The following is a 25166-nucleotide window of genomic DNA, read 5'->3' on the forward strand; positions in this document are numbered from 1 at the left end:
GCCTATGATCGGTCGCCTGGTGGTGGTCGGCCTGGGGTTGATCGGTGGTTCGTTCGCCAAGGGCCTGCGGGACAGCGGGCTGTGTGGCGAAGTAGTCGGCGTGGACCTTGACCCGCAATCGCGCAAGCTGGCGGTGGAGTTGGGTGTAGTGGATCGCTGTGAAGCGGACCTGGCAATCGCTTGCCAGGGTGCGGACGTGATCCAGCTTGCGGTGCCGATCCTGGCCATGGAGAAATTGCTCGCCGTATTGGCTGGCATGGACCTGGGGCAGGCGATCCTTACGGACGTCGGCAGCGCCAAAGGCAATGTGGTGCGCGCGGCACAATTGGCGTTTGGCGCTATGCCGCCGCGCTTTGTGCCGGGCCATCCGATTGCCGGTTCCGAGCAGAGCGGGGTGGAAGCGTCCAATGCGCAGTTGTTCCGTCGGCATAAGGTGATCCTGACGCCACTGGCGCAGACTGATCCGGCGGCGTTGGCCGTGGTGGATCGGCTCTGGCGCGAGCTGGGCGCGGATGTGGAGCATATGCAGGTCGAGCGCCACGATGAAGTGTTGGCCGCGACCAGCCATCTTCCCCATCTGCTGGCATTCGGCTTGGTGGATTCGTTGGCCAAGCGCAACGAAAACCTCGAGATTTTCCGTTACGCCGCCGGTGGTTTTCGCGATTTCACGCGGATTGCCGGCAGTGACCCGGTGATGTGGCATGACATCTTTCTCGCCAATCGCGAAGCGGTGTTGCGCACCCTGGACACGTTCCGCAGTGACCTCGACGCCTTGCGCGATGCGGTGGATGCGGGTGATGGCCATCAGTTACTGGGTGTGTTCACCCGGGCGCGGATGGCGCGAGAGCATTTCAGCAAGATCCTGGCGCGCCGGGCCTATATGGAAACTGCAGTGAACGCCGATGAGCTGACTTTTATCGCCAATCCGGGTGGCCGCTTGAGCGGATGCATTCGGGTGCCAGGTGACAAGTCGATCTCCCATCGATCGATCATGCTGGGTTCATTGGCTGACGGCGTAACGGAGGTCGACGGTTTCCTTGAAGGCGAAGATGCCCTGGCGACCTTGCAGGCGTTTCGCGACATGGGCGTGGTGATCGAGGGCCCGCACCATGGGCGAGTGACTATTCATGGGGTTGGCCTGCACGGCTTGAAGGCAGCGCCAGGACCGATCTACCTGGGTAACTCCGGTACATCGATGCGCCTGTTGGCGGGTCTGCTTGCGGCGCAAAGCTTCGATAGCGTCCTGACCGGTGATGCATCGCTGTCCAGGCGCCCGATGAGTCGCGTGGCCAAGCCGCTGCGGGAAATGGGCGCGGTGATCGAGACCGGTCTTGAAGGGCGTCCGCCGCTGACCATTCGTGGTGGGCAGACGCTCAAGGGCCTGACTTACGCGTTGCCGATGGCCAGTGCGCAGGTTAAATCCTGCCTGTTGCTGGCTGGTCTGTATGCACAAGGTAAAACCGCAGTCACCGAGCCTGCGCCGACCCGCGATCATACCGAGCGCATGTTGCGTGGCTTTGGTTATCCGGTGGCGGTGGAGGGCGCGACGGCGTCGGTGGAGTCGGGTCATCGGCTGACGGCTGCCCACATTGAGGTGCCTGGGGATATTTCGTCTGCGGCGTTTTTTCTGGTGGCTGCGTCGATTGCCCAGGGTTCCGAGCTGCTGCTTGAGCATGTCGGCGTCAATCCGACCCGCACCGGCGTGATCGATATCCTGCGGCTGATGGGGGCTGATATCAGTCTTGAGAATCCGCGTGAGGTAGGTGGCGAGCCTGTTGCGGACTTGCGTGTCCGGGCCGCTGTCTTGAAGGGTATCGAGATTCCAGCGGCGTTGGTGCCGTTGGCGATCGATGAGTTTCCCGTATTGTTTGTCGCTGCTGCCTGCGCCGAGGGGCGCACCGTATTACGCGGTGCCGAGGAGCTGCGGCTCAAGGAATCGGACCGTATCCAGGTCATGGCCGACGGTCTGCTGGCCCTGGGTGTGAAGTGCCAACCCACGCCTGATGGGATTATCATTGACGGTGGCCCGATAGGCGGTGGCGAAGTGCATGCCCATGGCGATCACCGCATCGCCATGGCGTTCAGCGTGGCCTCCCTGCTGGCGGCGGCGCCGATTCGTATTCGTGACTGCGCCAATGTTGCTACGTCTTTTCCGAACTTTCTTACACTGTGTGCCCACGTCGGCATTCGTGTTGCCCAAGAGGCTCAATTGTGAATATCAAAGCACCGGTGATTACCATCGACGGGCCAAGCGGCTCGGGCAAAGGCACCATCGCCGGCATCCTGGCCAAGCGCCTGGGCTGGTGCCTGCTCGATTCCGGCGCGCTGTACCGCCTGTTGGCATTCGCGGCGCGCAACCATGGCGTCGACCTGACCAACGAAGAGTTGTTGACGAAAATTGCCGCCCATCTGGACGTGCAGTTCATCGCGGCGACCGACGGTCAACTGCAGCGCATCATTCTGGAAGGCGACGAAGTCAGTGATGTGATTCGTACCGAGAGCATCGGTGCCGGCGCCTCCCAAGTGGCTGCTTTGCCAGCGGTTCGTGAGGCTTTGCTGCAGCGCCAGCGTGCGTTCCAGGAGCCGCCGGGCCTGGTAGCCGACGGCCGCGACATGGGCACGGTGGTGTTTCCCGAGGCGCCGTTGAAGATATTCCTCACGGCCAGTGCCGAGGAACGAGCGCGCCGCCGCTACTTGCAGTTGAAGGGCAAAGTCGATGGTGTTAGTCTGTCGAGTCTGCTAGATGAGATCCGTGCACGCGATGAGCGTGATACCCAGCGTGCGGTAGCCCCGCTCAAGCCGGCGGCTGACGCCATACAGCTGGATTCCACGGAGTTGTCCATCGAACAGGTGCTGGAACGCATCATGAGTGAAATCGCCATTCGCGATATCGCCGGATGATCAAGAAGGCCGCAGGGGACCAGTCATAGTCCTGCGGTGGCTTCTTTTAACTGAAACTGACCCACACCGTCTGGGGTGTGGAGATGGGCGTATTCTTCGCCCTTATCAACAGGAATTAAAATGAGCGAAAGCTTTGCGGAACTCTTTGAAGAAAGCCTAAAAACCCTGAACCTTCAGGCAGGCTCCATCATCACCGGTGTTATCGTTGATATCGATTACCAAGCTCGCTGGGTAACCGTTCACGCTGGTCTGAAGTCTGAAGCTCTGATCCCGCTGGAACAGTTCTACAACGATGCTGGTGACCTGACTATCAATGTCGGTGACGAAGTTCACGTTGCTCTGGACTCGGTTGAAGACGGTTTCGGTGAAACCAAGCTGTCCCGTGAAAAAGCCAAGCGCGCTGAATGCTGGATTGTTCTCGAAGCAGCCTTCGCAGCTGAAGAAGTGGTCAAGGGCGTTATCAACGGTAAGGTTAAAGGCGGCTTCACTGTCGACGTTAACGGCATCCGTGCGTTCCTGCCAGGTTCTTTGGTCGACGTTCGTCCTGTGCGCGACACCACGCACCTGGAAGGCAAAGAACTCGAATTCAAAGTCATCAAGCTCGACCAGAAGCGCAACAACGTTGTCGTTTCCCGTCGCAGCGTGCTGGAAGCAGAGAACTCCGCCGAGCGTGAAGCTCTGCTGGAATCCCTGCAGGAAGGCCAACAAGTCAAAGGTATCGTCAAGAACCTCACCGATTACGGCGCATTCGTCGATCTGGGTGGCGTCGATGGCCTGCTGCACATTACCGACATGGCTTGGAAGCGTATCAAGCATCCTTCCGAAATCGTCAACGTTGGCGACGAGATCGATGTCAAGGTTCTGAAATACGATCGCGAACGCAACCGTGTTTCCCTGGGCCTGAAGCAACTGGGTGAAGATCCATGGGTTGCTATCAAAGCCCGTTACCCAGAAAGCACTCGCGTAACCGCGCGTGTTACCAACCTGACCGACTACGGCTGCTTCGCAGAGCTGGAAGAAGGCGTGGAAGGCTTGGTACACGTTTCCGAAATGGACTGGACCAACAAGAACATCCATCCTTCGAAAGTCGTACAAGTCGGCGACGAAGTGGAAGTTATGGTTCTGGACATCGACGAAGAGCGTCGTCGTATCTCCCTGGGCATCAAGCAGTGCAAATCTAACCCATGGGAAGATTTCTCTGGCCAGTTCAACAAGGGCGATAAAATCTCCGGCACCATCAAGTCGATCACCGATTTCGGTATCTTCATTGGTCTGGACGGCGGCATCGACGGCCTGGTTCACCTGTCCGACATCTCCTGGAACGAAGTTGGCGAAGAAGCTGTTCGTCGTTTCAAGAAGGGCGACGAGCTGGACACCGTTATCCTGTCGGTTGACCCAGAGCGCGAGCGCATCTCCCTGGGTATCAAGCAACTGGAAAGCGATCCGTTCTCCGAGTACGTTCAAGAGAACGACAAAGGCGCAATCGTTAAGGGCACTGTGAAAGAAGTTGACGCTAAAGGCGCCATCATCACTCTGGCCGACGATATCGAAGCGACTCTGAAAGCCTCCGAAATCAGCCGTGACCGCGTTGAAGACGCGCGCAACGTTCTGAAAGAAGGCCAGGAAGTAGAAGCCAAGATCATCAGCGTTGATCGCAAGAGCCGCGTGATCCAACTCTCCATCAAGTCGAAAGACGAAGTGGAAGAGAAAGAAGCTATCCAGAGCTTGAAAGAAGCTGCTCCGGAAGCTGCTGCTGACACCACCATGGCGGCACTGCTGCGCCAGGCAATGGCCAAGCAGAACTAAGTTCTGTAAAGCTGTTGAAAAAGGGCGACCTCGGTCGCCCTTTTTTGCGCCTGAAATTTGATGAAGCAACTGCATCGAACGAAGGCGTTCAGCCCAATGTCAGAACTGACTATAGTCTTTGAAGCGGCTATTTCGCGTTGCTGACTCAATAAGGGTTTGAATGAACAGGATTATCGTAATACTTGCATTGGTAGTGCTTGCCGGCTGCTCCTCCACCAGCGCCAAGACGCACGCCAAGCGAGGCGTCAGTGGCATCGAGATCGACTGCTCTGGCTTGGGTAATAAATGGGAGAAGTGCGAGAAGCGTGCTGCCCGTGAGTGCAAGATGCAGGGCTACAAAGTCATCACTCGCTCCAGTGATGCAGAGGATGAAGAGGGTGACTACCTGTTCGGCTGGAACCCGGCTGGCGCAGTGACGCGGACGATGTTGGTGATCTGTAAATGAGTAACAGTAGGGTGGCTGAAGGTGTTTATGCGGTCGGCAGATAAGTTTACACATGGGCTGTTCAAATTCATCAAGTCATGCTAAAACCTTCGAAGCGCTTTTCCTAGCTGCTTGAAAAAGAAGGGAAAAATATGACGAAGTCGGAGTTGATCGAACGAATTGTCACCCATCAAGGGCTGCTCTCATCCAAGGATGTGGAGCTGGCTATCAAGACCATGCTTGAGCAAATGTCCCAATGCCTCGCTACCGGAGACCGCATCGAAATCCGTGGCTTCGGCAGTTTCTCACTGCACTACCGCGCACCGCGCGTAGGCCGCAACCCAAAAACCGGCCAATCCGTCAGCCTCGATGGCAAATTCGTGCCCCACTTCAAACCGGGCAAGGAATTGCGTGATCGGGTGAACGAAGAAGAGGAAGAAGGCGTCTGAGTGTTTTTGGGGGAAGGAGAAGGGTATGCGTGGGGTTAAGCGCGTTGTTGCGGTATTGATTGCAGTGCTTGCAGCTTTGGTGGTCTTGGCATTTGTGCTGGAGAACCAGCAGGGTGTGGCGCTGTCGTTCCTGGGTTGGAGTACTGCGCAGATGCCGGTGGCGGTGTTTGTGGTGGTGGCTTTGATTGTTGGGATGTTGATTGGGCCAGTATTGGGAGTGTTTGTACGTAGGCGTCAGAATAAGTCGATTGCTTGATTGTCTTGGGCAGGGATTGGATAAGCGGTGATCGTGACCGCTTGTCAGAAATCTCATGCCGTTCAAGGATTATGAATCGCTGCCGGTGCCTATTGGCGCAACCCGTAGATTGCGACAGTTCCTTGGCAAATTCAGAATCGCCCTACATACATGTCAAGACTTGTAAAATGTCTGAGAGATGGCAAAATGGAATCTGTTCTCGATAACAGGCATTTTGTGCGCTCGAAATTCGGCAGAGACGCAGGGTTTTGACGATAATCCAATTAAAATAAGAAAATACACAATCTGTTTTGCATAACGAGCCCGCAGTTTCTCTTTGAAGGCAGGTTTTTGTTGTGAGTAGTAGCTTACGCTCCGTTCTCATCCCCCAGCATAAAAAATTTGACTCGTTAGCGCTTGTAACAAGCCTCTGGCGTCAAAAAATCATTATTTTTTCAGTGGGCGCACTGATTTCTTCAGTTTTTGCGATTTATGCATTTTCGGTCACGCCAGAATACAAGGTGAGCAGTGTGCTTAGGCCTGCTGCGATTAATGAATTGGATGCGCTTAACCGCTCGGAAGTTTACGTTTTACCTCCTGGTGAAGCATTGGTAAGGGTAGGTATGGCCTTAGAGTCATACGAGATTCGCATGGGTTTTTTTAGATCCAATCAAAAGCTCTTTGAGGGGTTTGTGCGCCCTGGACGTAATCTTCAGCAGACGTTCGAAGAGTTCAATAAAAAATCTATAAGTTTGATGTTGTCCGATAAAGATAAAGCTGACTCGCTTAGTTCTTATTTGAAACTTGAGTTGACCTACCCAAAGGGGATTGATGGCGTTTCAATACTCAATGGTTTTGTAGAGTATGCAATAGCGAATGAGCGTGATCATATATCGGCCGACTTGACGGTTATTATCAATAACCGTTTAAAGGAGATCGACGGCAGGTTGGCCGCAGCCCGTTCAAGCTATGACACGTGGAAAGAGGCACGAATTGCATCCCTTTCCGAGTCAGATAGAATTCGCCGAGCTCAGCTACAAGACGAGCTTCAAGGGCTGCGGACGCAGCTTCATAGCTTAAATTCGAATCGAATTGCCGAGCTTAATGAGGCCATAACAATTGCCAAAAAACTGAATATTATGATGCCTGCTTCACCTACCTCCGTGGGTGATGATGCACATTCCGGTTCTGTCAGCATGAGAACGGAAATCAACAATCAGCAGATTCCATTGTATTTCATGGGTGTCAATGCGCTTGAAGCTGAGCGCGCAGTCTTGCTACAGCGAAAGTCTAATGATTTCACTGAGCGACGGATCTCTCAAATTGCCAAAGAATTAAAGTTGTTGGAGTCCAATAGAGAGATTGAGGTGTTGAAGAGTCGCGTGAAGGATGAATTGTTTCTGACAGATGTGCAGCCATTACGCGCAGAGAAAGCACGATTGCTGAGTGTGAATAAGGATATGAGTAATCTTAAGCTTGTGGCTATTGATAAAGAAGCACTAGAGCCAACTTCCCCGATAAGCCCGAATCGTCCCTTGCTGATAATCGGTGGATTACTGCTTGGTCTTGTTGTTGGGTTTGCAATCGCTTTCTTCCGGATAATAAAGCACGCATTGCGCGAGCCGGATCTTTAGCAAGTTCTTCAATTATACAATATAGGATGGGTTTCGATCGGGGGGTCAAGCGTAAAAATCGCACCCCCTTATCCTAGAGGCAAATTGCCATCTGTTGTAGTGTTGGTTTTCTTAGCCTTGACCCAGCAGAAGATCCTAGATAGAAGCCTCGATTGCAGTGTAAAATTGTTTTTACTCGCTGTCGGGCCTATGGCTTGCTCTAGTGGTCCCCTTCATCTAATCGGTACCTGAGAATGGCTCGATTGGCAACCGGCGCATGCTTCAACTGAGCGTATTCTGAGGTCGATATGAAAACTAATAAGCGTTACGCCTTCCTGGCCGTGCTGGCAGCCAGCGTACTCGTGACCTTGGGTGACACTAGGAATATTATTGGTTCGCTTAACTACTGGTTGCTGTGGGGGGGAGTACTAGTATTTGGGATTTATGGTAGCGGCGGCAGAGTGAAGTTGTCGCCAGAAGTAAGCTCTATTACCCTCGGTTTTACGTTGATGACGCTAGCTTTTATGATCTCCGGAGTAATTAATTCGGATATCTATACCGCTTATCAAGGTGTCAAATTCATAGCTATTTATATATTGTTTCTCGTGATATATAGCTGTTCGGGTTTGCTGGAGTTGGACGACTTTTATAAGATTGCTTCGATTTCGATTGTGGTGAGTCTTGTTGTATTTATGCTGTCGAAATTCTTTTTTACCGACCTCTATATTCAATTGGGTGACGGTCGGCAAGGCAGTGAATTTGCCTACCCAGGGGTAATGTGGAAGGTGTGTGCTTTCTTTGCGCCCTACATTATTGCGATGTTACTCACGACGCGTATTAAAAATGCACTTTTTGCTGGCCTCATTTTAATGGCGTCGGTGTATATATTGCTGGCGGACTCCAGTCGCACCGGTTTTCTATGGTTTGCGATCGTTGTATGTTCCTTTTTTCTTTTGCGCTTTTTGATTTTCCCTATCAGGACGCTACTGGTCGCAATACTGTGCTTGATCGCAGGGGTTTGTGTGCTGCTCTCTTCAAATATTGACCTGACGAATCATGATTCATTGTTGGTCTTGAATCGTTTGTTTGAGGGCGATCCAGTCAGGTCGGCGATGATACAAGATGGGATATCAAACGTCCAAAAATGCTTTCCATTCGGGTGCGGATTCGGCAGTTCATTTAGCGTGGTGGATGGGGAAAATATTGTTATCCATAATGTGTATTTGGGCATGCTGGGTGATGTGGGTGTACTGGGTGAGTTGGCACTTTTATTTTTAATGCTAATGCCGTTTGTGTTTTTCTTGTTGTCGCTGGTGGACGGTTCTGATTTAAATAAGAATATATTCTTTAAGTTTGCCGCAGTGTTGGGCGTTCTTTGTTATATTTTTATTATGCTCTTTCACCCGCTGAGTACTGAGATGTCAGAATGGGGCTATTGGATTCTGATGGTGTCCTGGTTGTCTCGTATTTACAAGTATGACAATGCCGGGGTGGTGAATATTATGTATGACAAGCAGATAGGGCGATAACGTGTTCACCGTATTTAAAAATATGAGCCTGCTTTTTGTTGTACAGCTCTTTGGTTATTTGGTGCCTATTCTGGAGATTCCGGTACTGGCGCGTTCATTGGGTGTACAGGAATACGGCAAGGTCGTACTGGTCCAATCAATTGCTTTACTGTCTTCACTTGTTGTTGAATACGGTTTTTCGTTGAGTGCTGCCAGACAAGTCTCTTTGGCGAAGACTGATGTGACGGTACTGTCTAGGGTCTTTGGTGAGGTGCTGTCCGCGAAGCTGATAATTTCATCGGTTATAAGCATCGCGGCACTGTGTTTTTATATGTTTATCAATTCACAGACCTTCGAGCTTGAAGTAATAGGCTTGGGTTTTCTGTACTTTATAGCTTTTGGGTTTAGCCCGTTTTGGTTTTTTCAAGGGCTTGAGAAAATTGCGCTTGTGGTCTTTTTAGAAGTAGGTCTGCGGGTCGCAAGCCTTATATGCTTATTTATTTTTGTTCACGACCCAGGTGACGCATTGGTGGCGTTATCGATTTTAGCCACATTTGCATTGGCAAATACAGTGCTCGGAAATTATTTGTGCTACCGAAATGGATGCCGCGTTCGGTTCAGCTTGTCAGGTGGATGGCTTCAGATTTGCAAAGGGTTTCACGTTTTCATCTATAAGAGCTCAAACAATATTCTGCTTAGCGCTGGGCCTGCTCTTGTAGGACTGCTCTGCGGAAAAGTCGCCGTTTCAGGATATGTTCCTGCTGAAAAAATCATAAGAGGATTTGTGGGTTTTATAAATCCAGTCCTCATTGGGTTTTTTCCGTATTTGAATAGACAGTACCTTTCCTCTGCAAAATCAGCATCAAGGCTCTCCTGGATCATTGTCGGGTTGATGTTCTTGCTGGGGTGCGTAAGTGCACTTTCCATTTCCGTAGCTGGTGGGTTTCTGATAAACAAACTATTGGGGGCTGATTTCGAGCAGGCGACGACGACCTTGCAGATTTTTGTATGGATAATCCCTTTTAGAATGACTAATCAAGCATTGGGTTTGTGCATGCTTATACCTCGCGGTATGGACAAAGTTGCGAGTTCTGCAATGCTTTTGTTCTCGGTAGTGTCGATACTTCTGGCAAGTCTGTTGTCGATTAACTATTATGTCAATGGTATCGTGCTTGGGTTTATTTTGGCGGAAGTCATGTTGTGCGTGACGTTTCTTGTATTGTCTTATCGATATAAGCCGGTCACTTATCTTGAGGGGCGCACTGAGTGATAACAATTTTAACGGCGACATATAATCGTTACAGTACTCTCCCTCGGCTACTCAAGAGCTTGCTTGAACAAAGCTCAAAAGAGTTTGAGTGGGTGGTGATAGACGACGGCAGCTCAGATGAAACTCAGAATTTCATTGAAGAGCTAAAAAAGAAAGACCTAGGCTTCACGCTGACAGCGGTACGGCAAAGTAATGCTGGAAAGCACGCAGCTATTAATAGCGGGGTAGCAGCTGCGAAAACAAACTGGATCTTTATAGTAGACAGCGATGATGCACTGGTGTCTGACGCCGTTGAAACGATAAATACCTCAATCGCAACCGCGACTGATAAGACAGTGGGGTTGTGCTATCGAAAGGCGTATTTCAGTGGTGAGTTGCTTGGTAATGAGTTAAGCACGGTCGAGCAGAGCTTTGTCTCGACGCCGACTGAAGCTGGCAAGTTATTCAAGGGTGACTTGGCTTACATATTTAGAACTGACGTGATGTCAGCATTTCCGTTTCCCATATTCAAGAACGAGAAATTTGTTCCAGAACTATATATCTGGAATAAATTGGGGGACGCGGGCGATATCATCTTTTTTACACGAAAAATAATTTATCTCTGCGATTATCTGGAAGATGGATACAGTCGTAATTTTTCACGCCATTTAAGAGCTAATCCAAAAGGCTTCTTTACTTATTACTGGTCGCAATTTTTGCGTGAGAAAACAGTATATTATAAGTTAAAGAATTTAATCAGATCCGTACAGTGCCTTTTGTATATGCTTCTAGGGCGGCCTCGATGAATATATTATATTTTATCACTGGGTTGGGGATGGGCGGGGCCGAGAAGCAAGTCGTAAATCTGGCTGACCGGATGAGCGCACGAGGACATAACGTCGTGATTGCTTATTTGACAGGCGACGCGGATGTGCTTCCAGAGGCGCCCGATGTAACGGTGGTGGCTCTAAATGGTAATAAAACCATCTTCGGGATGGTGCGTGCAATTAATAATCTGGTCAAATTAATTAAGCGATTTAAACCAGATGTATTGCACAGCCACATGGTGCATGCGAATTTAATAGCCAGAATGGTTCGTTCAGTTGTGAGAGTTCCCAGGCTGATTTGTACGGCACATAGTTCAAATGAAGGAGGTAAGCTGAAAATGCTGGCTTACCGTCTGACTGATTTTTTGGCTGATCTCACAACGAATGTAAGCCAGGAAGCGGTTGATATGCTTATTGCGAAAGGCGCTTCGCCTGTCGGGCGTATGGTATTTGTACCCAACGGTATAGATACGGAACGTTTTGTGTTTGATGAATCGGTGCGCAATCAAGTTCGTGCCAGAGAGTCTGTGGATCCTTCTATTAGAGTTCTCTTGGCAGTCGGCCGTCTGGTTGAAGCCAAAAACTATCCCTGTCTATTAGATGCGTTCACACTGGTTTCACAAGATCACGACAATGTACGTTTGTGGATAGTAGGCGACGGCCCCTTGGCTGCTGATCTCACGCTATATGCTAACAAAGCCAACCTGAGCGAAAAGATAAGTTTTTTCGGGCGACGCGACGACGTTCCGGCATTCTACAGCGCTGCGGATGTCTATATTTTGTCTTCTGCATGGGAAGGCTTTGGGTTAGTCGTCGCTGAAGCGATGTCGTGCGAAACGTTAGTGGTTGCCACAGATTGCGGAGGGGTGAAAGAGGTGCTGGGTGGTAGCGGCTATCTTGTTGAACCATTCAATCCTGAGGCGCTACGTCAAGCTATCAACTCGGCACTTGATCTACCTCCAGAGCAAAAAAAGTCACTCGTCACTTCGGCAAGATCAAGAGTACTTGATAACTTTTCCATGGAGTCTGTGATTGGTAGGTGGGAGGAGTTATATGCCCAGCCCAAGGCCTGAGGATATTTTGGTTATCAGCAATCCTCGAGTGGTTTTTAGTGTGATCACATCGATGAGAAATAGCCAATCTCTGGATCCGGTAATTTGGGCTTGGGCAAGTTATTTGAAAAGGTGCGTAGTGTGAAAATTGTTTATGTCATAACTCGTTCGGATGTTATAGGTGGCGCCAGTGTGCATCTCCTTGATTTGGCGCTGGGCTCATCTAAAGCAGGTCATAGCGTTGATATCCTCGTGGGTGGCGAGGGCGTCTTTAACTCTCGAGCGCGGGATCTGGGGCTGTCGTGCTATTCATTGAAATATCTCGTTCGTGAAATCAGTCCTGGAAAGGATATTCGCGCCTTCTTTGAACTGAGAGCGATGCTTTCCAAGCTAAAACCCGATCTCGTCCACTTGCACTCCTCCAAGGCTGGCATCCTCGGCAGACTGGCCGCTAAGAGTCTTGGTTTGCCAGCGATCTTTACGGCACATGGTTGGGCTTTTACGGAGGGCGTGTCTGAAAAGCGTCGTTTCGTATACCGTAATATTGAGAGGATCATGGCTCGTTTCTCAGACCAGATTCTTACGGTTTCCGAGTTTGACAGGCAACTTGCCTTGAAGGCCAAAGTGGGCGATGAAGATACTGTTCTGACCATCCACAATGGTATGCCCGAGGTCTGTTCCAATAGAGTCGGCTTTACCGAGTCTGATCAAATACGCTTGATCATGGTTGCAAGGTTCGAAGTACCCAAAAACCAAAAATTTCTATTGGAAGCGCTTGCAAAAGTGGAAGCCAAAAACTGGGAGCTTGAATTGGTGGGCGACGGCCCTTCACTTGCGAACGCCCGGAAATTGGCGGCACAGCTGGGAATTAGCGAGAAGGTGGTGTTTTCCGGGGCTTGTGATGACGTTCCGATCAGGCTTTCACGATCTGACATTTTCGTCTTGATTTCTGACTGGGAAGGGCTGCCGCTGACTATATTGGAGGCTATGCGCAGTGGACTTGCAGTCATCGCCTCTAACGTCGGAGGGGTGTCGGAGCTGGTTGCGAATGGTGATAACGGTTTCGTGGTAGAGCGTGGGGACCAGCAAGGGCTGATCGACGCATTGACGCAATTGATTAAATCCGCTGAGCTTCGAAAAAAACAAGGCATTTCAGGTCAATACAGATATCGCACAAATTTTACTTTCGATATTATGTTGGATAAAATTCTGAAAATTTACCAGAAAGTGTTAGACAGGACTAAATGAAAATCCTTATTACTGGTGCGAATGGCTTTATTGGGCGGGCGTTATCCGGGCACCTCGTCAGTTTAGCCAAATACTCAGTTGTCGGCTCTTCCCGCAGGCCCTCTACTGATGTGCCATCTGATATCCAGATGTTTTCGACCGGTGAGGTAGACGGTAATACTGACTGGGATCGTGCCCTGCAAGGCGTTGATACCGTTATCCATCTGGCCGCGCGCGCGCATGTGTTGAATGCGGGGAGCGAAGATCCAGTTACGGAGTTTGAACGAATAAATGTCGAAGGTGCCGTTAATTTAGCAAAGCAATCGATAAAAGCAGGTGTCCGTCGGTTTATATTCATTAGCTCTATTGGAGTAAATGGTGCGGAGACGGATAAGTGTGGTTTTACTGAGAGCGATGAGCCCCGGCCGCATGCAGAATATGCCCGCTCGAAATTAAAAGCAGAGCACACGCTAGCAGAGTTACTTGCTGCAGAGGCGATGGAGTTGACAGTTATCCGGCCTCCTTTAGTGTATGCCGCTGAAGCGCCAGGTAATTTTAATCGTCTCCTGAAGCTGATAGCGTCTGGATTGCCGTTACCCTTCGCCGCCGTGAAAAACAAGCGCAGCATGATAGCGCTGGATAATCTGGTGGATTTCGTTGAGCTGTGTATTGAGCACCCTTTGGCTGCAAACGAACTATTTTTAATTTCTGACGGAGATGATTTTTCCATTGGTGAAATTATCAAACTTCTCGCCTCGGGCATGGAGCGAAAAGAAAAATTGTTCAGCCTTCCTGACACTGTAATACGTTCGGTCGCCAGCGCACTCGGGAAGCGATCGTTATATACGCAGTTGTGTAGGTCATTGGTTGTGGATGCTGCCAAAGCTCAAACATTATTGAATTGGGTTCCTGCGAAAGAAGCCAGTAATGCTTTGGTCGAAACAGGCCGAAAGTTCCGTTTATTAAAGTGATTCACTTCGAATTATTGCAGGTAGGGATAGGCTGATGGCGTTCTGGATAGCGATTATTTCAATAGCGAGTTCCATTCTTTTTACAGGATTATTGCGTCGGTATGCGCTCCAGCGCAATGTATTGGATATTCCTAACAGCAGAAGTTCACACTCTGTGCCGACCCCTCGTGGTGGTGGACTGGCAATTGTGCTGGGATTTCTGATATCCCTGGGGTTGATGCGTTCCTTTGATTTGATCGATAACGCCTTTTTCCTTGCATCGTTCCTGGCGGGTATAACGGTAGCCGCGTTAGGTTTTCTGGATGACCACGGGCATATTCCTGCACGCTGGCGCCTGTTAGGACATTTTCTCTCTGCGATATGGGCGGTGTATTGGATCGGCGGGCTACCGCCTGTCACGATTTTTGGATTACACGTCAACCTAGGCTGGATTGGCGGGGCGTTAGCCGTTTTGTATGCAGTGTGGATGTTGAATCTTTACAACTTCATGGATGGTATTGACGGCTTGGCAAGTGCTGAAGCCATCTGTGCGTGCTCTTCTGCCGCTCTCATCTATTGGATGTTGGGGTATGAGGAGTTGTTATGGCCGCCTATTTATTTAGCGTTGGCGACGGCAGGCTTTTTCTACTGGAATTTTCCCAAAGCACGAATTTTCATGGGCGACGCGGGCAGCGGCTTCCTGGGAATCACGCTCGCTATTATTTCTCTTAAAGCGGCTTCTTTTTCCTCTACGCTGCTATGGGTCTGGCTGATCTTATTAGGAGTATTTATCGTTGACGCGACATTTACCTTGATGCGCAGGCTACTACGCGGCGAAAAAGTGTATGAGGCACATCGCAGTCACGCTTATCAATACGCCTCACGGCGATTTAATGCCCACGTCCCTGTCACACTGTGCGTAATCTTGATAAACCTGGTTTGGCTCGCACCGATTGCATGGCTTGTTGCATTTGACAGAATTGATGGTGCTGTCGGTATGTTGATCGCCTATGTTCCACTCGTTGTCCTGGCTCTGAAGTTCAAGGCCGGGGTTAAAGAGTAATGTTGTTAGGGGTCGGAGTGGCGAGAGCCTAATCGTGATGTGCGTCTATTTAGATTTTAGATTGTTAGAACTGCGAGAGGTTTAGAAATATATGAACTCACTGAGATCGCGCTTATTAAGCCTCCCGCGCAGGTATAAACGTATTTTGCAGGTGATTACTGACGTCTTCTTAGTTTGGTTTGCGCTTTGGTTGGCTTTTGTCGTGCGGATAGGTCTCGATGAAATGATCAATCCGTTTATGCTGCACACCTGGCTTTTTTTGACCGCGCCGATCGTGACTATTCCGCTGTTTATACATTTTGGTATGTATCGGGCGGTTTTGCGCTATTTCGGAAATGATGCGTTAATTGCTATCGTCAAAGCTGTCAGCCTGTCTTCGCTAATTATTGGTGTGGTCGTTTATTGGTACAGTAATCACCAGAATGTAATTCCGCGTTCTATCATCTTTAACTATTGGTGGCTCAGCCTGATCATGATTGGGGGCTTGAGATTAGCGCTGCGCCAATTCTTCCTGGGAGATTGGTTTACCGCTGCTCAACATGTGCCTTTCACCAACCGTGACGATGGTTTGCCGCGTGTAGCTATCTACGGTGCCGGGTCTGCTGGAAATCAGCTAGTCGCGGCATTACGCATGGGCCGCTTGATGAGACCCGTTGCGTTCATTGACGATGATTCCACTATTTCGGATCGGGTAATCTCGGGGCTGCAGGTTTACAAGCCCAAACATATCCAGCGTATGATCGATGCCACAGGGGCTCAAGAAATTTTATTGGCGATACCTTCATCGACGCGCGGGCGTCGTCGGGAAATCCTCGGATTTCTTGAAGGTTTTCCTTTACATGTGCGTAGTGTCCCGGGCTTCATGGACTTGGCCAGCGGTCGTGTCAAAGTTGATGATATTCAAGAAGTGGATATTGCCGACCTGTTGGGGCGCGATCCTGTACCCGCCCAAGAAGATCTGTTGGAGCATTGCATACAGGGCCAGGTGGTGCTGGTTACCGGCGCGGGGGGGTCGATTGGATCTGAACTGTGTCGCCAGATCCTTGAATTGCAACCCACCACCCTGATTCTCTTTGAGCACAGTGAATACAATTTATACAGCATTATGTCCGAACTGGAGGCACGCATACTCAGGGATTCATTGGCGGTAAAATTGCTGCCGATCCTGGGGTCAATACGTCACCAGGATAAATTGGTTGATGTGATGAAAACCTGGCATGTAAATACCGTCTATCATGCGGCCGCTTATAAGCATGTGCCGATGGTAGAGCATAATATTGCGGAAGGTTTTCTGAATAATGTTATTGGTACGTTAAATACCGCTCAAGCGGCCATTATTTCGAATGTTGCTAATTTCGTACTTATTTCGACTGATAAGGCGGTTCGCCCTACCAATGTTATGGGAAGCACCAAGCGGCTCGCTGAGATGACGTTGCAGGCGCTCAGCCGTGAGCTAGAACCTGCTCTCTTCAACGGTGCAGCTACCCCTCAAAATCGTACACGCTTCACAATGGTTCGGTTTGGAAATGTTCTGGGTTCTTCTGGTTCCGTCATTCCTCTATTTCACAAGCAGATCAAATCAGGTGGGCCGATAACAGTGACCCACCCGAAGATCACTCGATATTTCATGACCATCCCTGAGGCGGCTCAACTTGTTATCCAGGCAGGCTCAATGGGCCAGGGAGGAGATGTTTTTGTATTGGATATGGGGGAACCAGTTAAAATCACGGAATTGGCAGAGAAAATGATTCATCTGTCTGGCCTGAGTGTTCGTTCAGATAAAAAACCGCTGGGCGATATCGCCATCGAGTTCACAGGGCTTCGGCCCGGGGAAAAACTCTACGAGGAATTACTCATCGGTGATAATGTCGATGCCACACAACATCCAATGATCATGAGTGCAAACGAAGATTATTTATCGTGGAGCGTATTGAAACCGAGGTTGTCCGAGTTGTTATGTGCTATTGAAAGCCATGACTACAGTAAAGTGCGTCAATTGTTACGCGAAACTGTTAGCGGCTATGCCCCCGATGGTGAAATTGTTGACTGGTCTTATCAACAAAGACGGCTGGAGCCATGAGGTAAGATCTTGGAAGCGGATAACAGTACGGCGGTGCTGTTATCTATGCTTTAAAAACGTTCGCTTTGTTGAATAATTTAATTAATTACAGCGCACTCACGTCAATCAACATCTATTCATCAGAAGGCTTGGTTTGCCGACACGTTGAAATACTCAGCTATCAGCTTCATTGTCTGTCACGACGTGCATTTAGAGTATTTTTTGGCATAACCTCGCCCTTTTCAAGGAGCGTTCGCGCTCTACATTTTCTTCCCCTGCACACCGCTTCCGGAATACAATCCGCTTGGGGCGCTGCACGATGACATTTTCATTGAGCGCTGCCTCGTGATGAGCGGCCGGCCAGAGCCCGCGGCTTGATCATCCATGGAGCTTTTTCAACATAGCCCAAAGCAGGAAGGCATTGCATGAGTAATTTTTCTAAATGAAAACCGAATATTCACTTGAAGTAATTGCACTTACGCTATTGATAATATTGATGTTCATTGCTTTTTCGTCGATATTCAGGTCTAAAATAGAAAGTGCAGAAGTTCAGCATGAATATAAATTCATCAATGGCCTGCGTGGTCTTGCGGCTATATTTGTTTTCATTAATCATGCGCCGTTTGTACTAATAAATTTGGGTGTGAAAAATACAGTTTTTTCTGCGTGGGGACAAATTTACCCGAACCTTGGATCTTTTGGTGTGCAGATTTTTTTCTGCATAACGGGTTTTCTTTTCTTTGATAAAGTCATGAAGAGCAAGCATATCGATTGGGGTGATTTCTTCGTAGCAAGAATCAGGAGAGTGGCTCCGCTTTACTATCTGGCATCGTTCTTGGTATTTATTATTGCGATTTCTTTTGCAGGGTTTGATTTCCTGGATAAAGAGTCTATTACCACTATCGCTGGTCTGGTAACGTTTAATTTCATAGATAACCCAATGAAAATTGGGGGCGTATCGCTTGTGCCTCTGAGTTCCGTGACATGGACGTTGGTGCATGAATGGCGTTTTTATGCAGTGCTGCCAATGGTGGCAATTTTTTACAGGTCGCGCTATAGGTCCATTATCCTGACGGTGGCGATACTGATTGCTGCCATTGACCTGGGCACCTCTGCCGTGGTGTGTTGGGCCTACTTTCTGTCAGGCATGGTGGCGGCGGTTGTTCATAAAAAAAATATCACGAATAAACCGGTTAAATTCTTTTCCATGTTAATTGCAGTGGGTATATTTGTTTGGGTGTGCGGGCTGGTTGATGTCCCCGGCTACGGAGCGTTGAGATTCGCGCTGGCAACAATATTCTTCATATGCATTACAATTTCAAATCCGTACTTCTTGCATTACCAGTTCCTGAACAGGCTCAGTGATATCAGCTACAGTGTTTACCTGCTCCACTTGCCGGTATTGTTTTTATCCTTCAAGCTCCTGTCTGTATTTTTTGATCTTGCTGCTCTTGATAAAGTAACTTTTTGGGTGGCAAATTTCGTGACCATTCCAATCATCGTCGCCTTGTCGACCATTACTTTTGTTCATGTAGAGAAAAGGTTTATGCGCAAGAAACGAGTGGAGCAGACCAACGCCCCCACGGTTGCCTACTCGGAAAAAACAAACGCTGTGATATGAAGTGTGCGGTGCTACTGCATCGGCCTCTTTGTTCCGCCTACTGTCCATCGGTAATGCCGGGGCCGCCGAGTTCGCTGCGGACCTTGATATTATCGATGTTCATTAGGAAGGTGGTTGGATATTCCAGGCACCGCCCGCGACTTGAATTTGCGATTCTGTGCGAAGATTTATCAGGCGAACGTCGGCACCAACCGTTGCTTGACGGCAGGCGTTTACTGGCCTGTACACAAAAAGCCGAACTCTTTCATACCTTGAAATACCCCCATTTTTGACACCCTCCATCTTTCGCCTAATGTAGAAATGCAGCTTCGGAAAGCTGCTTTTCTCTTACCGATGTCATGGAGCGTCACCAATGCAAAACCTCTACATTTCATCCCTCGTCTTCGCGTTCCTCACTAGCCTCTCCGTCGCCACCATCGCTGCGCCCTCCATCAAGCCGGAAGCTTCAAGCCCAATCTCCACCCAAATGACCAAGATCGAACAATCCACCAAGGTCAACCTCAACGCCGCCGATGCCGAAACCCTGCGCCGCGACCTGTTCGGTATCGGCGCTTCCAAGGCGAAGGCGATCGTTGCGTATCGCGAAAGCAACGGTCCGTTCACGGCGGTGGATGAGTTACTGGAAGTAAAAGGCATCGGTAAAGCACTGCTGGAGAAGAATCGCGACAGATTGGTTATTAATTGAAGATGCGAAGATAGCCCCAGAAGGCCGGTCATTGACCGGCCTTTCCTTTATCAAAGCTGCGTCTATTTCCTCTCAGGCCGCGTTGGCATGAAACGTGATTACATTCAACTCAACGATTGTTCAACAATCTTGAGGTGTACATGACGCCCAGCTTGTCTTTAGCCGACCAAATCGCCCTGGAATTACGCGCCGACATTATCGGCGGGCGGCTGCTGCCGGGTGTATCGCTCGTCGAGGCCGAGTTGGTCAAGGCCTACAACGCCTCGCGCAATACTATCCGTGAGGCGCTGCATCGCTTGGGCCAAGAAGGGCTTACCCGCTATGTCCGCAATAAGGGCGTAATGGTTCGGCGCCTGGAGCGGGCAGAAGTACGTGACCTCTTCGTAGTCCGCCGCACCCTGCAATTGCAGGCCATAGCCCAAAGCGGTCCGCTGACGGACACTCAATCAGGCCGCATGCAAAACGCTATCGACGCCACCACCCTGGCCCGGGAGCGCGAAGATTGGCGAGCGGTGGCTACCCACAGTCTTATGTTCCACCAACAGATCGTCGCGTTGATGGATAGCCCACTGTTCGATGAGTTTTTTGCCCAGGTGATCGCCCAGCTGCGCCTGGTGTTTTGCGCCGCGCCGGATGAGCAGCGTTTCCAGTTACCCTGGCTGGAGCGCGACCATGAGATATACACGCTGCTGACCAGCAACCGGACGCAGGCCGCCAGCGAGGCGATGAGCCTGTACCTGGATGATTCCGAACGCCTTTCCCTCGCCTTGTTTGATCACCCTTGATGGAGGCATACCCCATGTACAAAGACTATCCCGCCGCTTACCAAGTCAGCAAAGGTTCGGCGTTGCAGGTGGATACGGCGTTCTATGAACGTATTCGTGATCGCAAGGATCAGCGCACGTTGATCGAACAGTTCGAGGTACCGATTCGTACGGGGAGGGCGTGGAAGGTTCCGGCAGGGCATGTGTTTCGTGTGACCACACCGGTGGGTCCACAGGTGGGCGACTTCAACGTGTGGAACGCCAATGACCCGCGCGAGCGTTTATGGGCTGCGCGCACGAGGCAATTGCAAGGCGCCCATGTCAGCACCCATGACCGCTTGTGGTCGAACCTGCCCTTTCTAAGGCCGCTGGTGACCATCACCGACGACAGCCTCGCCAGCTACGGCATCGATGAACACGGCGGACGCCTGCACGATTTGCTTGGCACGCGCTGCGACCCTTATGTGAACCGTATGCTGACCGGTGAGGATTTCCATCACCACTGTCACTCAAACCTGACCCGTGCAGTATTGCCCCACGGTCTGACAGAATTCGACGTGCATGACGTGTTGAATATTTTCCAGTGCACGGGCCTCAATCACGATGACATGTACTTTATGAAAGCCTGTCCGGCGCAGAAGGGTGATTACCTGGAGTTTTTTGCCGAGATTGATTTGCTGTGTGCGTTGTCGACGTGCCCTGGCGGGGATTTATCGCTGCCGATGTGGGGGCCAGATGCGCAGGACCCGCTAACGGTTTGTCGTCCGTTGGGGGTGGAAATCTACCGGTTGGAGGACGCGTTGCTAGGTGGCTGGAGCCAACCGGAACGTGCTGCCTACAAAGGGCAGCACGGCTTGCATATTGCCAAGGCGGATTGGGAGTAACTCAAGATTCAGCGATCCTGCGCATCCTTGGCATCCGCCTGCGCATTGCGCTCGGCCACGCGTTTACGTTGTTCGTCGGTGAGTTCGACTTTGTTGGCGCTGTCGCGCAGCATCATCAGCCCTCCGACGATCGATCCGATTGCGACTACCATAATCAACCACGCATACCACGGCATAAGGCTCTCCTTGAGGCAGATGTCCGTGGGAAAGTTTCCCACGGTAATGACTGCTTTGAGTCACGGGCTTTCTGAGTAGTTCAGTGTAGGCCCGTTCTGCCTCGCGGGCGCTATAGTCCCGTCAACATCGCATCTGCCGGGGCGTCGGCGCGGTCTTGCGCAGTCAGTTGGAAATAGATGAAGCCTGCCAGCATAAAGCCCAGGAAGATCAGCCCGATCAGGGCGTTGAACCAGGCCATCGCCACCAGGCACACCACTGCCAGTACCAGTGCAATACCCGGCACGATGGGGTAACCCGGTGCGCGAAAGGTGCGTTCCAGCAGCGGCTCAGTCTTACGCAGCTTGAACAGGCTGAGCATGCTCATGATGTACATGACGATGGCACCGAACACCGCCATGGTGATCATCGCCGCGGTCAGGGTCATGCCGCCCAGGTTGATCAGGCCGTCGCTGTAGATGGCCGCGATGCCGACCAGGCCGCCGGCGATAATTGCTCGATGGGGTGTCTGAAAACGCGACAGTTTGGCCAGGAAAGGCGGCAGGTAACCGGCGCGGGCCAGGGCGAAGAACTGGCGCGAGTAGCCGAGGATGATGCCGTGGAAGCTCGCCACCAACCCAAACAGGCCAATCCACACCAGCATGTGCAACCAGCCGGAGCTTTCGCCGACTACGGTTTTCATCGCCTGGGGCAGTGGGTCGTTGATGTTCGACAGGGTGCGCCAGTCACCCACGCCACCGGCGAAGAACATTACGCCCATGGCCAGGATCACCAGGGTGAGGATGCCGCTGATATAGGCTTTTGGAATCGTGCGCTTGGGGTCCTTGGCTTCTTCGGCAGCCATGGCGGCGCCTTCGATGGCGAGGAAGAACCAGATGGCGAAGGGGATCGCAGCAAACATCCCGGCAATCGCCGGGGCGCCGAAGGTGTCGGAACCGGCCCAGCCGTTGAGGGCGAAGTTGCTGAAGCTGAACGCCGGCGCGACCACGCCCATGAACACTAGCAGTTCGGCGACGGCGAGTACGCACACCACCAGCTCAAAGGTCGCGGCAAGTTTGACCCCGAGGATGTTCAGGCCCATGAACACGATATAAGCGCCGACGGCGGCGTGCTTGGGATCAAGTGCCGGGAATTGCACGTTCAGGTAGGCGCCGATGGCCAGGGCAATTGCGGGCGGGGCGAAGACGAATTCGATCAAGGTAGCCAGCCCGGCAATCAAGCCGCCTTTTTCACCAAAGGCGCGACGGCTGTAGGCAAAGGGGCCTCCGGCATGGGGAATGGCGGTAGTCAGCTCGGTGAAACTGAAGATGAAGCAGGTGTACATCGCGGCGACCATCAACGAAGTGACCAGAAAGCCCAAGGTGCCGGCCACGCCCCAGCCGTAGCTCCAGCCAAAGTACTCGCCGGAAATCACCAGCCCCACGGCGATGCCCCAGAGATGCAGGGTGCCTAAGGTGGGTTTGAGTTGTGTGTTCATTGTGGGGTGCTCCCTGAAGGGGTTGGAATGATTCAGGGTGTTGCAGTGGTTATGCCAGGCTGCGGAACCCTGTCGCAAAGCAGTGCCTATGTCGCCTGCGGGACGGTTTGGCGTTTGAATGTGGCTTGGCGTGCACCAGATAAGGGCGGTGGTGTCTGACCTGCCGCCATCGCGGGCAAGCCCGGCTCCCACATTTGGAATGCACTCCACTGTGGGAGCCGGGCTTGCCCGCGAAGAGGCCCTCCCAGCCACTGCAAATCCCGTTGTAAACCCCGCATAAACCCACTCTTTACGCCATCTTTACGCCCCACCCGGCGCCTTGCTCTCGTTCCTTTACACCCCTCCTGGGGACAATGCCCTCACACGCGGCAATCGCCGCAAGACGGGGAAATTTCCATGAGCGTTCTGGACGGAGTGTCACTGCTATTGGCCGTGGCGCTGTTCATTTATCTGCTGGTTGCGCTGTTACGCGCGGATCGGAACTAGGAGCGGGCTATGCACAGTTATGACTATTGGCTGATCATCGCCTTTTTTGCCGTGGTACTGGTGCCAGCACCGTTTTTGGGGCGGTTCTACTACAAGGTGATGGAAGGCCAGCGCACGTGGTTGACGCCGGTGTTGGGGCCTGTCGAAAGGGCCTGTTATCGCCTCTCGGGCGTGGATGCGCAGCAGGAACAGAGCTGGCAGAAATACATGCTGGCCTTGCTCGCGTTCAACCTGGCGGGCTTCTTGTTGTTGTTCTCGATCCTGTTATTCCAGGGCTCCCTCCCACTGAATCCGCAGAAGTTGCCGGGTCAGGAATGGACCCTGGCGTTCAACACCGCCGTCAGTTTCATGACCAATACCAACTGGCAGAACTACAGCGGTGAGGCGTCCCTAAGTTATCTCAGCCAGATGGCTGGCCTCACTGTGCAGAACTTCGTCAGTGCGGCGACCGGTCTCGCTGTCCTGGTTGCCTTGTGCCGTGGGATCGGGCGCAAATCTGCCCATACCCTGGGCAACTTCTGGGTCGACATGACCCGCGCCACCCTCTACGGCCTGCTGCCGTTGTGCCTGGTGCTCGCACTGTTTCTGGTGTGGCAGGGCGTGCCGCAAACCTTCGCCCACTATGTTGACGCCGTCACGCTGCAGGGCGTGGACCAAGTGATTCCCTTGGGCCCGGCCGCCAGCCAGATTGCGATCAAGCAACTGGGCACCAATGGCGGCGGCTTCTTCGGGGTGAACTCGGCGCATCCGTTCGAAGACCCGACAGCCTGGGCCAACCTGTTCGAAGTGGCCTCGATCATTCTGATCCCGGTGGCGTTGGTATTTACCTTCGGCCACTACGTCAAGGACCTGCGTCAGAGCCGGGCGATCCTCGCGTGTATGCTGGCGCTGTTCCTGATCGGCGGCGCGACGTCGCTGTGGTCCGAGTACCAGCCCAATCCGACCCTGAACAACCCGGCCGTGGAGCAAACCGCACCGCTGGAGGGCAAGGAAACACGCTTCGGTACCACCGGCACCGTGCTGTGGTCGGTGACCACCACCGCGGCATCCAACGGCTCGGTCAACGGTATGCAGGACAGCCTCAGCCCGCTGAGTGGGATGGTGGCATTGGTCAACATGATGGTTGGCGAAGTGATCTTCGGCGGCGTTGGTGCTGGCATGTACGGCATGCTGCTTAATGTACTGATCGCGGTGTTCCTCGCCGGCCTGATGATCGGCCGCACCCCGGAATACCTGGGCAAGAAACTCCAGGCCAAGGAAGTGCAATTGCTGGTGGTGACCCTGCTGGTCATGCCGGTCGGCGTGCTGGTGTTGAGTGCCATCGCCGCCAGCCTGCCGGGCCCGGCGGGCGCGATCAGTAACCCTGGCCCCCACGGCTTCAGTCAGTTGCTTTACGCCTATACCTCGGCCAGTGCCAACAACGGTTCGGCGTTTGCCGGCCTCGGCGCCAACACCGCGTTCCATAACCTGATGCTCGGCCTGGGCATGTTGATCGGTCGCTTTGGCTACATCCTCCCGGTGCTGGCCCTGGCTGGCAGCCTGGCGATGAAGAAGGCCGCACCGATTGGCCAGAACAGCTTCCCCACCCATGGCGCGCTGTTCGTCACCTTGTTGACCGTGACCATTTTGCTGGTGGGCGGCCTGACTTTCCTGCCGACGCTGGCGCTGGGTCCTATCGCTGAACACCTGAGCATCGGCTTCTGACCAAGGGG

At 51.9% G+C, this 25166-nt stretch carries 23 protein-coding genes; 21 read left to right on the forward strand and 2 right to left on the reverse strand.

Going from position 1 to position 25166, the window contains the following annotated elements; translation table 11 throughout:
• Positions 1-4 precede the first annotated feature (4 nt).
• The 19 genes from IH404_RS09490 to IH404_RS09580 all read left to right on the forward strand — a co-directional run bounded on the left by IH404_RS09490 (position 5) and on the right by IH404_RS09580 (position 21317).
• Positions 5-2215 (forward strand): bifunctional prephenate dehydrogenase/3-phosphoshikimate 1-carboxyvinyltransferase, encoded by a 2211-nt coding sequence (locus tag IH404_RS09490; protein ID WP_242462668.1) that lies wholly within the window; start codon positions 5-7, stop codon positions 2213-2215.
• Positions 2212-2901, forward strand: a complete 690-nt coding sequence (cmk, locus tag IH404_RS09495) for a (d)CMP kinase (RefSeq protein WP_005786302.1) — start codon at positions 2212-2214, stop codon at positions 2899-2901. The genes IH404_RS09490 and cmk overlap by 4 nt, the downstream gene beginning before the upstream one ends.
• 120 nt (positions 2902-3021) lie before the next feature.
• Positions 3022-4707, forward strand: a complete 1686-nt coding sequence (rpsA, locus tag IH404_RS09500; protein WP_005786304.1) for a 30S ribosomal protein S1 — start codon at positions 3022-3024, stop codon at positions 4705-4707.
• A 160-nt stretch (positions 4708-4867) separates the two neighbouring features.
• A complete protein-coding gene (locus IH404_RS09505) occupies positions 4868-5152 on the forward strand; it encodes a hypothetical protein (RefSeq protein ID WP_005786306.1) in 285 nt (94 codons plus the stop codon).
• 131 nt (positions 5153-5283) lie between these two features.
• Positions 5284-5580: an integration host factor subunit beta gene (gene ihfB / locus IH404_RS09510; RefSeq protein ID WP_003189779.1), complete on the forward strand. Its 297-nt coding sequence runs from the start codon at positions 5284-5286 to the stop codon at positions 5578-5580.
• A 25-nt stretch (positions 5581-5605) separates the two neighbouring features.
• Positions 5606-5836, forward strand: coding sequence for a LapA family protein (locus tag IH404_RS09515; RefSeq protein WP_005786313.1), 231 nt, complete (start codon positions 5606-5608; stop codon positions 5834-5836).
• 335 nt (positions 5837-6171) lie between these two features.
• Positions 6172-7449, forward strand: a complete 1278-nt coding sequence (locus IH404_RS09520; protein ID WP_005786315.1) for a hypothetical protein — start codon at positions 6172-6174, stop codon at positions 7447-7449.
• Positions 7450-7736: 287 nt separating this feature from the next.
• Positions 7737-8957, forward strand: a complete 1221-nt coding sequence (locus tag IH404_RS09525) for a hypothetical protein (RefSeq protein ID WP_194440335.1) — start codon at positions 7737-7739, stop codon at positions 8955-8957.
• Position 8958: 1 nt separating this feature from the next.
• Complete coding sequence (locus tag IH404_RS09530; protein WP_005786319.1) at positions 8959-10206, forward strand: oligosaccharide flippase family protein; 1248 nt, start codon at positions 8959-8961, stop codon at positions 10204-10206.
• Positions 10203-10991: a glycosyltransferase family 2 protein gene (locus tag IH404_RS09535; RefSeq protein WP_194440336.1), complete on the forward strand. Its 789-nt coding sequence runs from the start codon at positions 10203-10205 to the stop codon at positions 10989-10991. The genes IH404_RS09530 and IH404_RS09535 overlap by 4 nt, the downstream gene beginning before the upstream one ends.
• Complete coding sequence (locus IH404_RS09540; RefSeq protein ID WP_194440337.1) at positions 10988-12085, forward strand: glycosyltransferase; 1098 nt, start codon at positions 10988-10990, stop codon at positions 12083-12085. Before IH404_RS09535 ends, IH404_RS09540 begins: the two co-directional genes overlap by 4 nt.
• Positions 12086-12205: 120 nt before the next feature.
• The gene (locus tag IH404_RS09545; RefSeq protein WP_032803816.1) at positions 12206-13312 is read left to right on the forward strand and encodes a glycosyltransferase family 4 protein; all 1107 of its coding nucleotides are present in this window, start codon (positions 12206-12208) and stop codon (positions 13310-13312) included.
• Complete coding sequence (locus IH404_RS09550) at positions 13309-14262, forward strand: NAD-dependent epimerase/dehydratase family protein (protein ID WP_005786327.1); 954 nt, start codon at positions 13309-13311, stop codon at positions 14260-14262. The genes IH404_RS09545 and IH404_RS09550 overlap by 4 nt, the downstream gene beginning before the upstream one ends.
• A gap of 34 nt (positions 14263-14296) precedes the next feature.
• Positions 14297-15304 (forward strand): glycosyltransferase family 4 protein, encoded by a 1008-nt coding sequence (locus tag IH404_RS09555; protein WP_194440338.1) that lies wholly within the window; start codon positions 14297-14299, stop codon positions 15302-15304.
• 91 nt (positions 15305-15395) lie between these two features.
• Entirely contained in the window at positions 15396-17384 is a 1989-nt protein-coding gene (locus tag IH404_RS09560) for a nucleoside-diphosphate sugar epimerase/dehydratase (protein ID WP_005786331.1), read from the forward strand.
• 421 nt (positions 17385-17805) lie between these two features.
• Positions 17806-18984 (forward strand): acyltransferase, encoded by a 1179-nt coding sequence (locus IH404_RS09565; RefSeq protein WP_005786333.1) that lies wholly within the window; start codon positions 17806-17808, stop codon positions 18982-18984.
• Between the two features lie 352 nt (positions 18985-19336).
• On the forward strand, positions 19337-19669 hold the full coding sequence (locus tag IH404_RS09570) for a ComEA family DNA-binding protein (protein ID WP_005786335.1): 333 nt from the start codon (positions 19337-19339) through the stop codon (positions 19667-19669).
• A gap of 140 nt (positions 19670-19809) precedes the next feature.
• Positions 19810-20454, forward strand: coding sequence for a GntR family transcriptional regulator (locus IH404_RS09575; RefSeq protein ID WP_194440339.1), 645 nt, complete (start codon positions 19810-19812; stop codon positions 20452-20454).
• Between the two features lie 14 nt (positions 20455-20468).
• Positions 20469-21317, forward strand: a complete 849-nt coding sequence (locus IH404_RS09580) for a DUF1989 domain-containing protein (RefSeq protein ID WP_005786339.1) — start codon at positions 20469-20471, stop codon at positions 21315-21317.
• An 8-nt stretch (positions 21318-21325) separates the two neighbouring features.
• Here the strand turns inward: IH404_RS09580 and IH404_RS09585 are convergent, their stop codons facing one another.
• Both IH404_RS09585 and eat read right to left on the reverse strand, forming a co-directional pair.
• Positions 21326-21493 carry a DUF2897 family protein gene (locus tag IH404_RS09585; protein WP_003172675.1) on the reverse strand — a complete coding sequence of 56 codons (168 nt, stop codon included), beginning with the start codon at positions 21491-21493 and terminating at the stop codon, positions 21326-21328.
• A 110-nt stretch (positions 21494-21603) separates the two neighbouring features.
• Positions 21604-22968 carry an ethanolamine permease gene (gene eat, locus IH404_RS09590; RefSeq protein ID WP_194440340.1) on the reverse strand — a complete coding sequence of 455 codons (1365 nt, stop codon included), beginning with the start codon at positions 22966-22968 and terminating at the stop codon, positions 21604-21606.
• Positions 22969-23364: 396 nt separating this feature from the next.
• Between eat and kdpF the strand changes: the two genes are divergently transcribed.
• Together kdpF and kdpA are read left to right on the forward strand one after the other, a co-directional pair.
• On the forward strand, positions 23365-23454 hold the full coding sequence (gene kdpF / locus IH404_RS09595) for a K(+)-transporting ATPase subunit F (RefSeq protein ID WP_003218754.1): 90 nt from the start codon (positions 23365-23367) through the stop codon (positions 23452-23454).
• A 9-nt stretch (positions 23455-23463) separates the two neighbouring features.
• Entirely contained in the window at positions 23464-25158 is a 1695-nt protein-coding gene (gene kdpA / locus IH404_RS09600; protein WP_005786344.1) for a potassium-transporting ATPase subunit KdpA, read from the forward strand.
• The last annotated feature ends 8 nt before the right edge of the window (positions 25159-25166 follow it).

Source organism: Pseudomonas sp. OST1909 (assembly GCF_015277575.1).
Classification (GTDB): Bacteria; Pseudomonadota; Gammaproteobacteria; order Pseudomonadales; family Pseudomonadaceae; genus Aquipseudomonas; species Aquipseudomonas synxantha_A.

Bases quoted from the DNA above. Each gene is read 5' to 3' on its own strand.
- IH404_RS09505 (WP_005786306.1), top strand. From the start codon at position 4,868: ATGAACAGGATTATCGTAATACTTGCATTGGTAGTGCTTGCCGGCTGC.
- rpsA (WP_005786304.1), top strand. From the start codon at position 3,022: ATGAGCGAAAGCTTTGCGGAACTCTTTGAAGAAAGCCTAAAAACCCTG.
- IH404_RS09515 (WP_005786313.1), top strand. From the start codon at position 5,606: ATGCGTGGGGTTAAGCGCGTTGTTGCGGTATTGATTGCAGTGCTTGCA.
- ihfB (WP_003189779.1), top strand. From the start codon at position 5,284: ATGACGAAGTCGGAGTTGATCGAACGAATTGTCACCCATCAAGGGCTG.
- kdpF (WP_003218754.1), top strand. From the start codon at position 23,365: ATGAGCGTTCTGGACGGAGTGTCACTGCTATTGGCCGTGGCGCTGTTC.
- IH404_RS09560 (WP_005786331.1), top strand. From the start codon at position 15,396: ATGAACTCACTGAGATCGCGCTTATTAAGCCTCCCGCGCAGGTATAAA.
- IH404_RS09555 (WP_194440338.1), top strand. From the start codon at position 14,297: ATGGCGTTCTGGATAGCGATTATTTCAATAGCGAGTTCCATTCTTTTT.
- eat (WP_194440340.1), bottom strand. From the start codon at position 22,968: ATGAACACACAACTCAAACCCACCTTAGGCACCCTGCATCTCTGGGGC.
- IH404_RS09570 (WP_005786335.1), top strand. From the start codon at position 19,337: ATGCAAAACCTCTACATTTCATCCCTCGTCTTCGCGTTCCTCACTAGC.
- IH404_RS09585 (WP_003172675.1), bottom strand. From the start codon at position 21,493: ATGCCGTGGTATGCGTGGTTGATTATGGTAGTCGCAATCGGATCGATC.
- IH404_RS09490 (WP_242462668.1), top strand. From the start codon at position 5: ATGATCGGTCGCCTGGTGGTGGTCGGCCTGGGGTTGATCGGTGGTTCG.
- kdpA (WP_005786344.1), top strand. From the start codon at position 23,464: ATGCACAGTTATGACTATTGGCTGATCATCGCCTTTTTTGCCGTGGTA.
- IH404_RS09550 (WP_005786327.1), top strand. From the start codon at position 13,309: ATGAAAATCCTTATTACTGGTGCGAATGGCTTTATTGGGCGGGCGTTA.
- IH404_RS09565 (WP_005786333.1), top strand. From the start codon at position 17,806: ATGAAAACCGAATATTCACTTGAAGTAATTGCACTTACGCTATTGATA.
- IH404_RS09580 (WP_005786339.1), top strand. From the start codon at position 20,469: ATGTACAAAGACTATCCCGCCGCTTACCAAGTCAGCAAAGGTTCGGCG.
- IH404_RS09540 (WP_194440337.1), top strand. From the start codon at position 10,988: ATGAATATATTATATTTTATCACTGGGTTGGGGATGGGCGGGGCCGAG.
- IH404_RS09575 (WP_194440339.1), top strand. From the start codon at position 19,810: ATGACGCCCAGCTTGTCTTTAGCCGACCAAATCGCCCTGGAATTACGC.
- IH404_RS09525 (WP_194440335.1), top strand. From the start codon at position 7,737: ATGAAAACTAATAAGCGTTACGCCTTCCTGGCCGTGCTGGCAGCCAGC.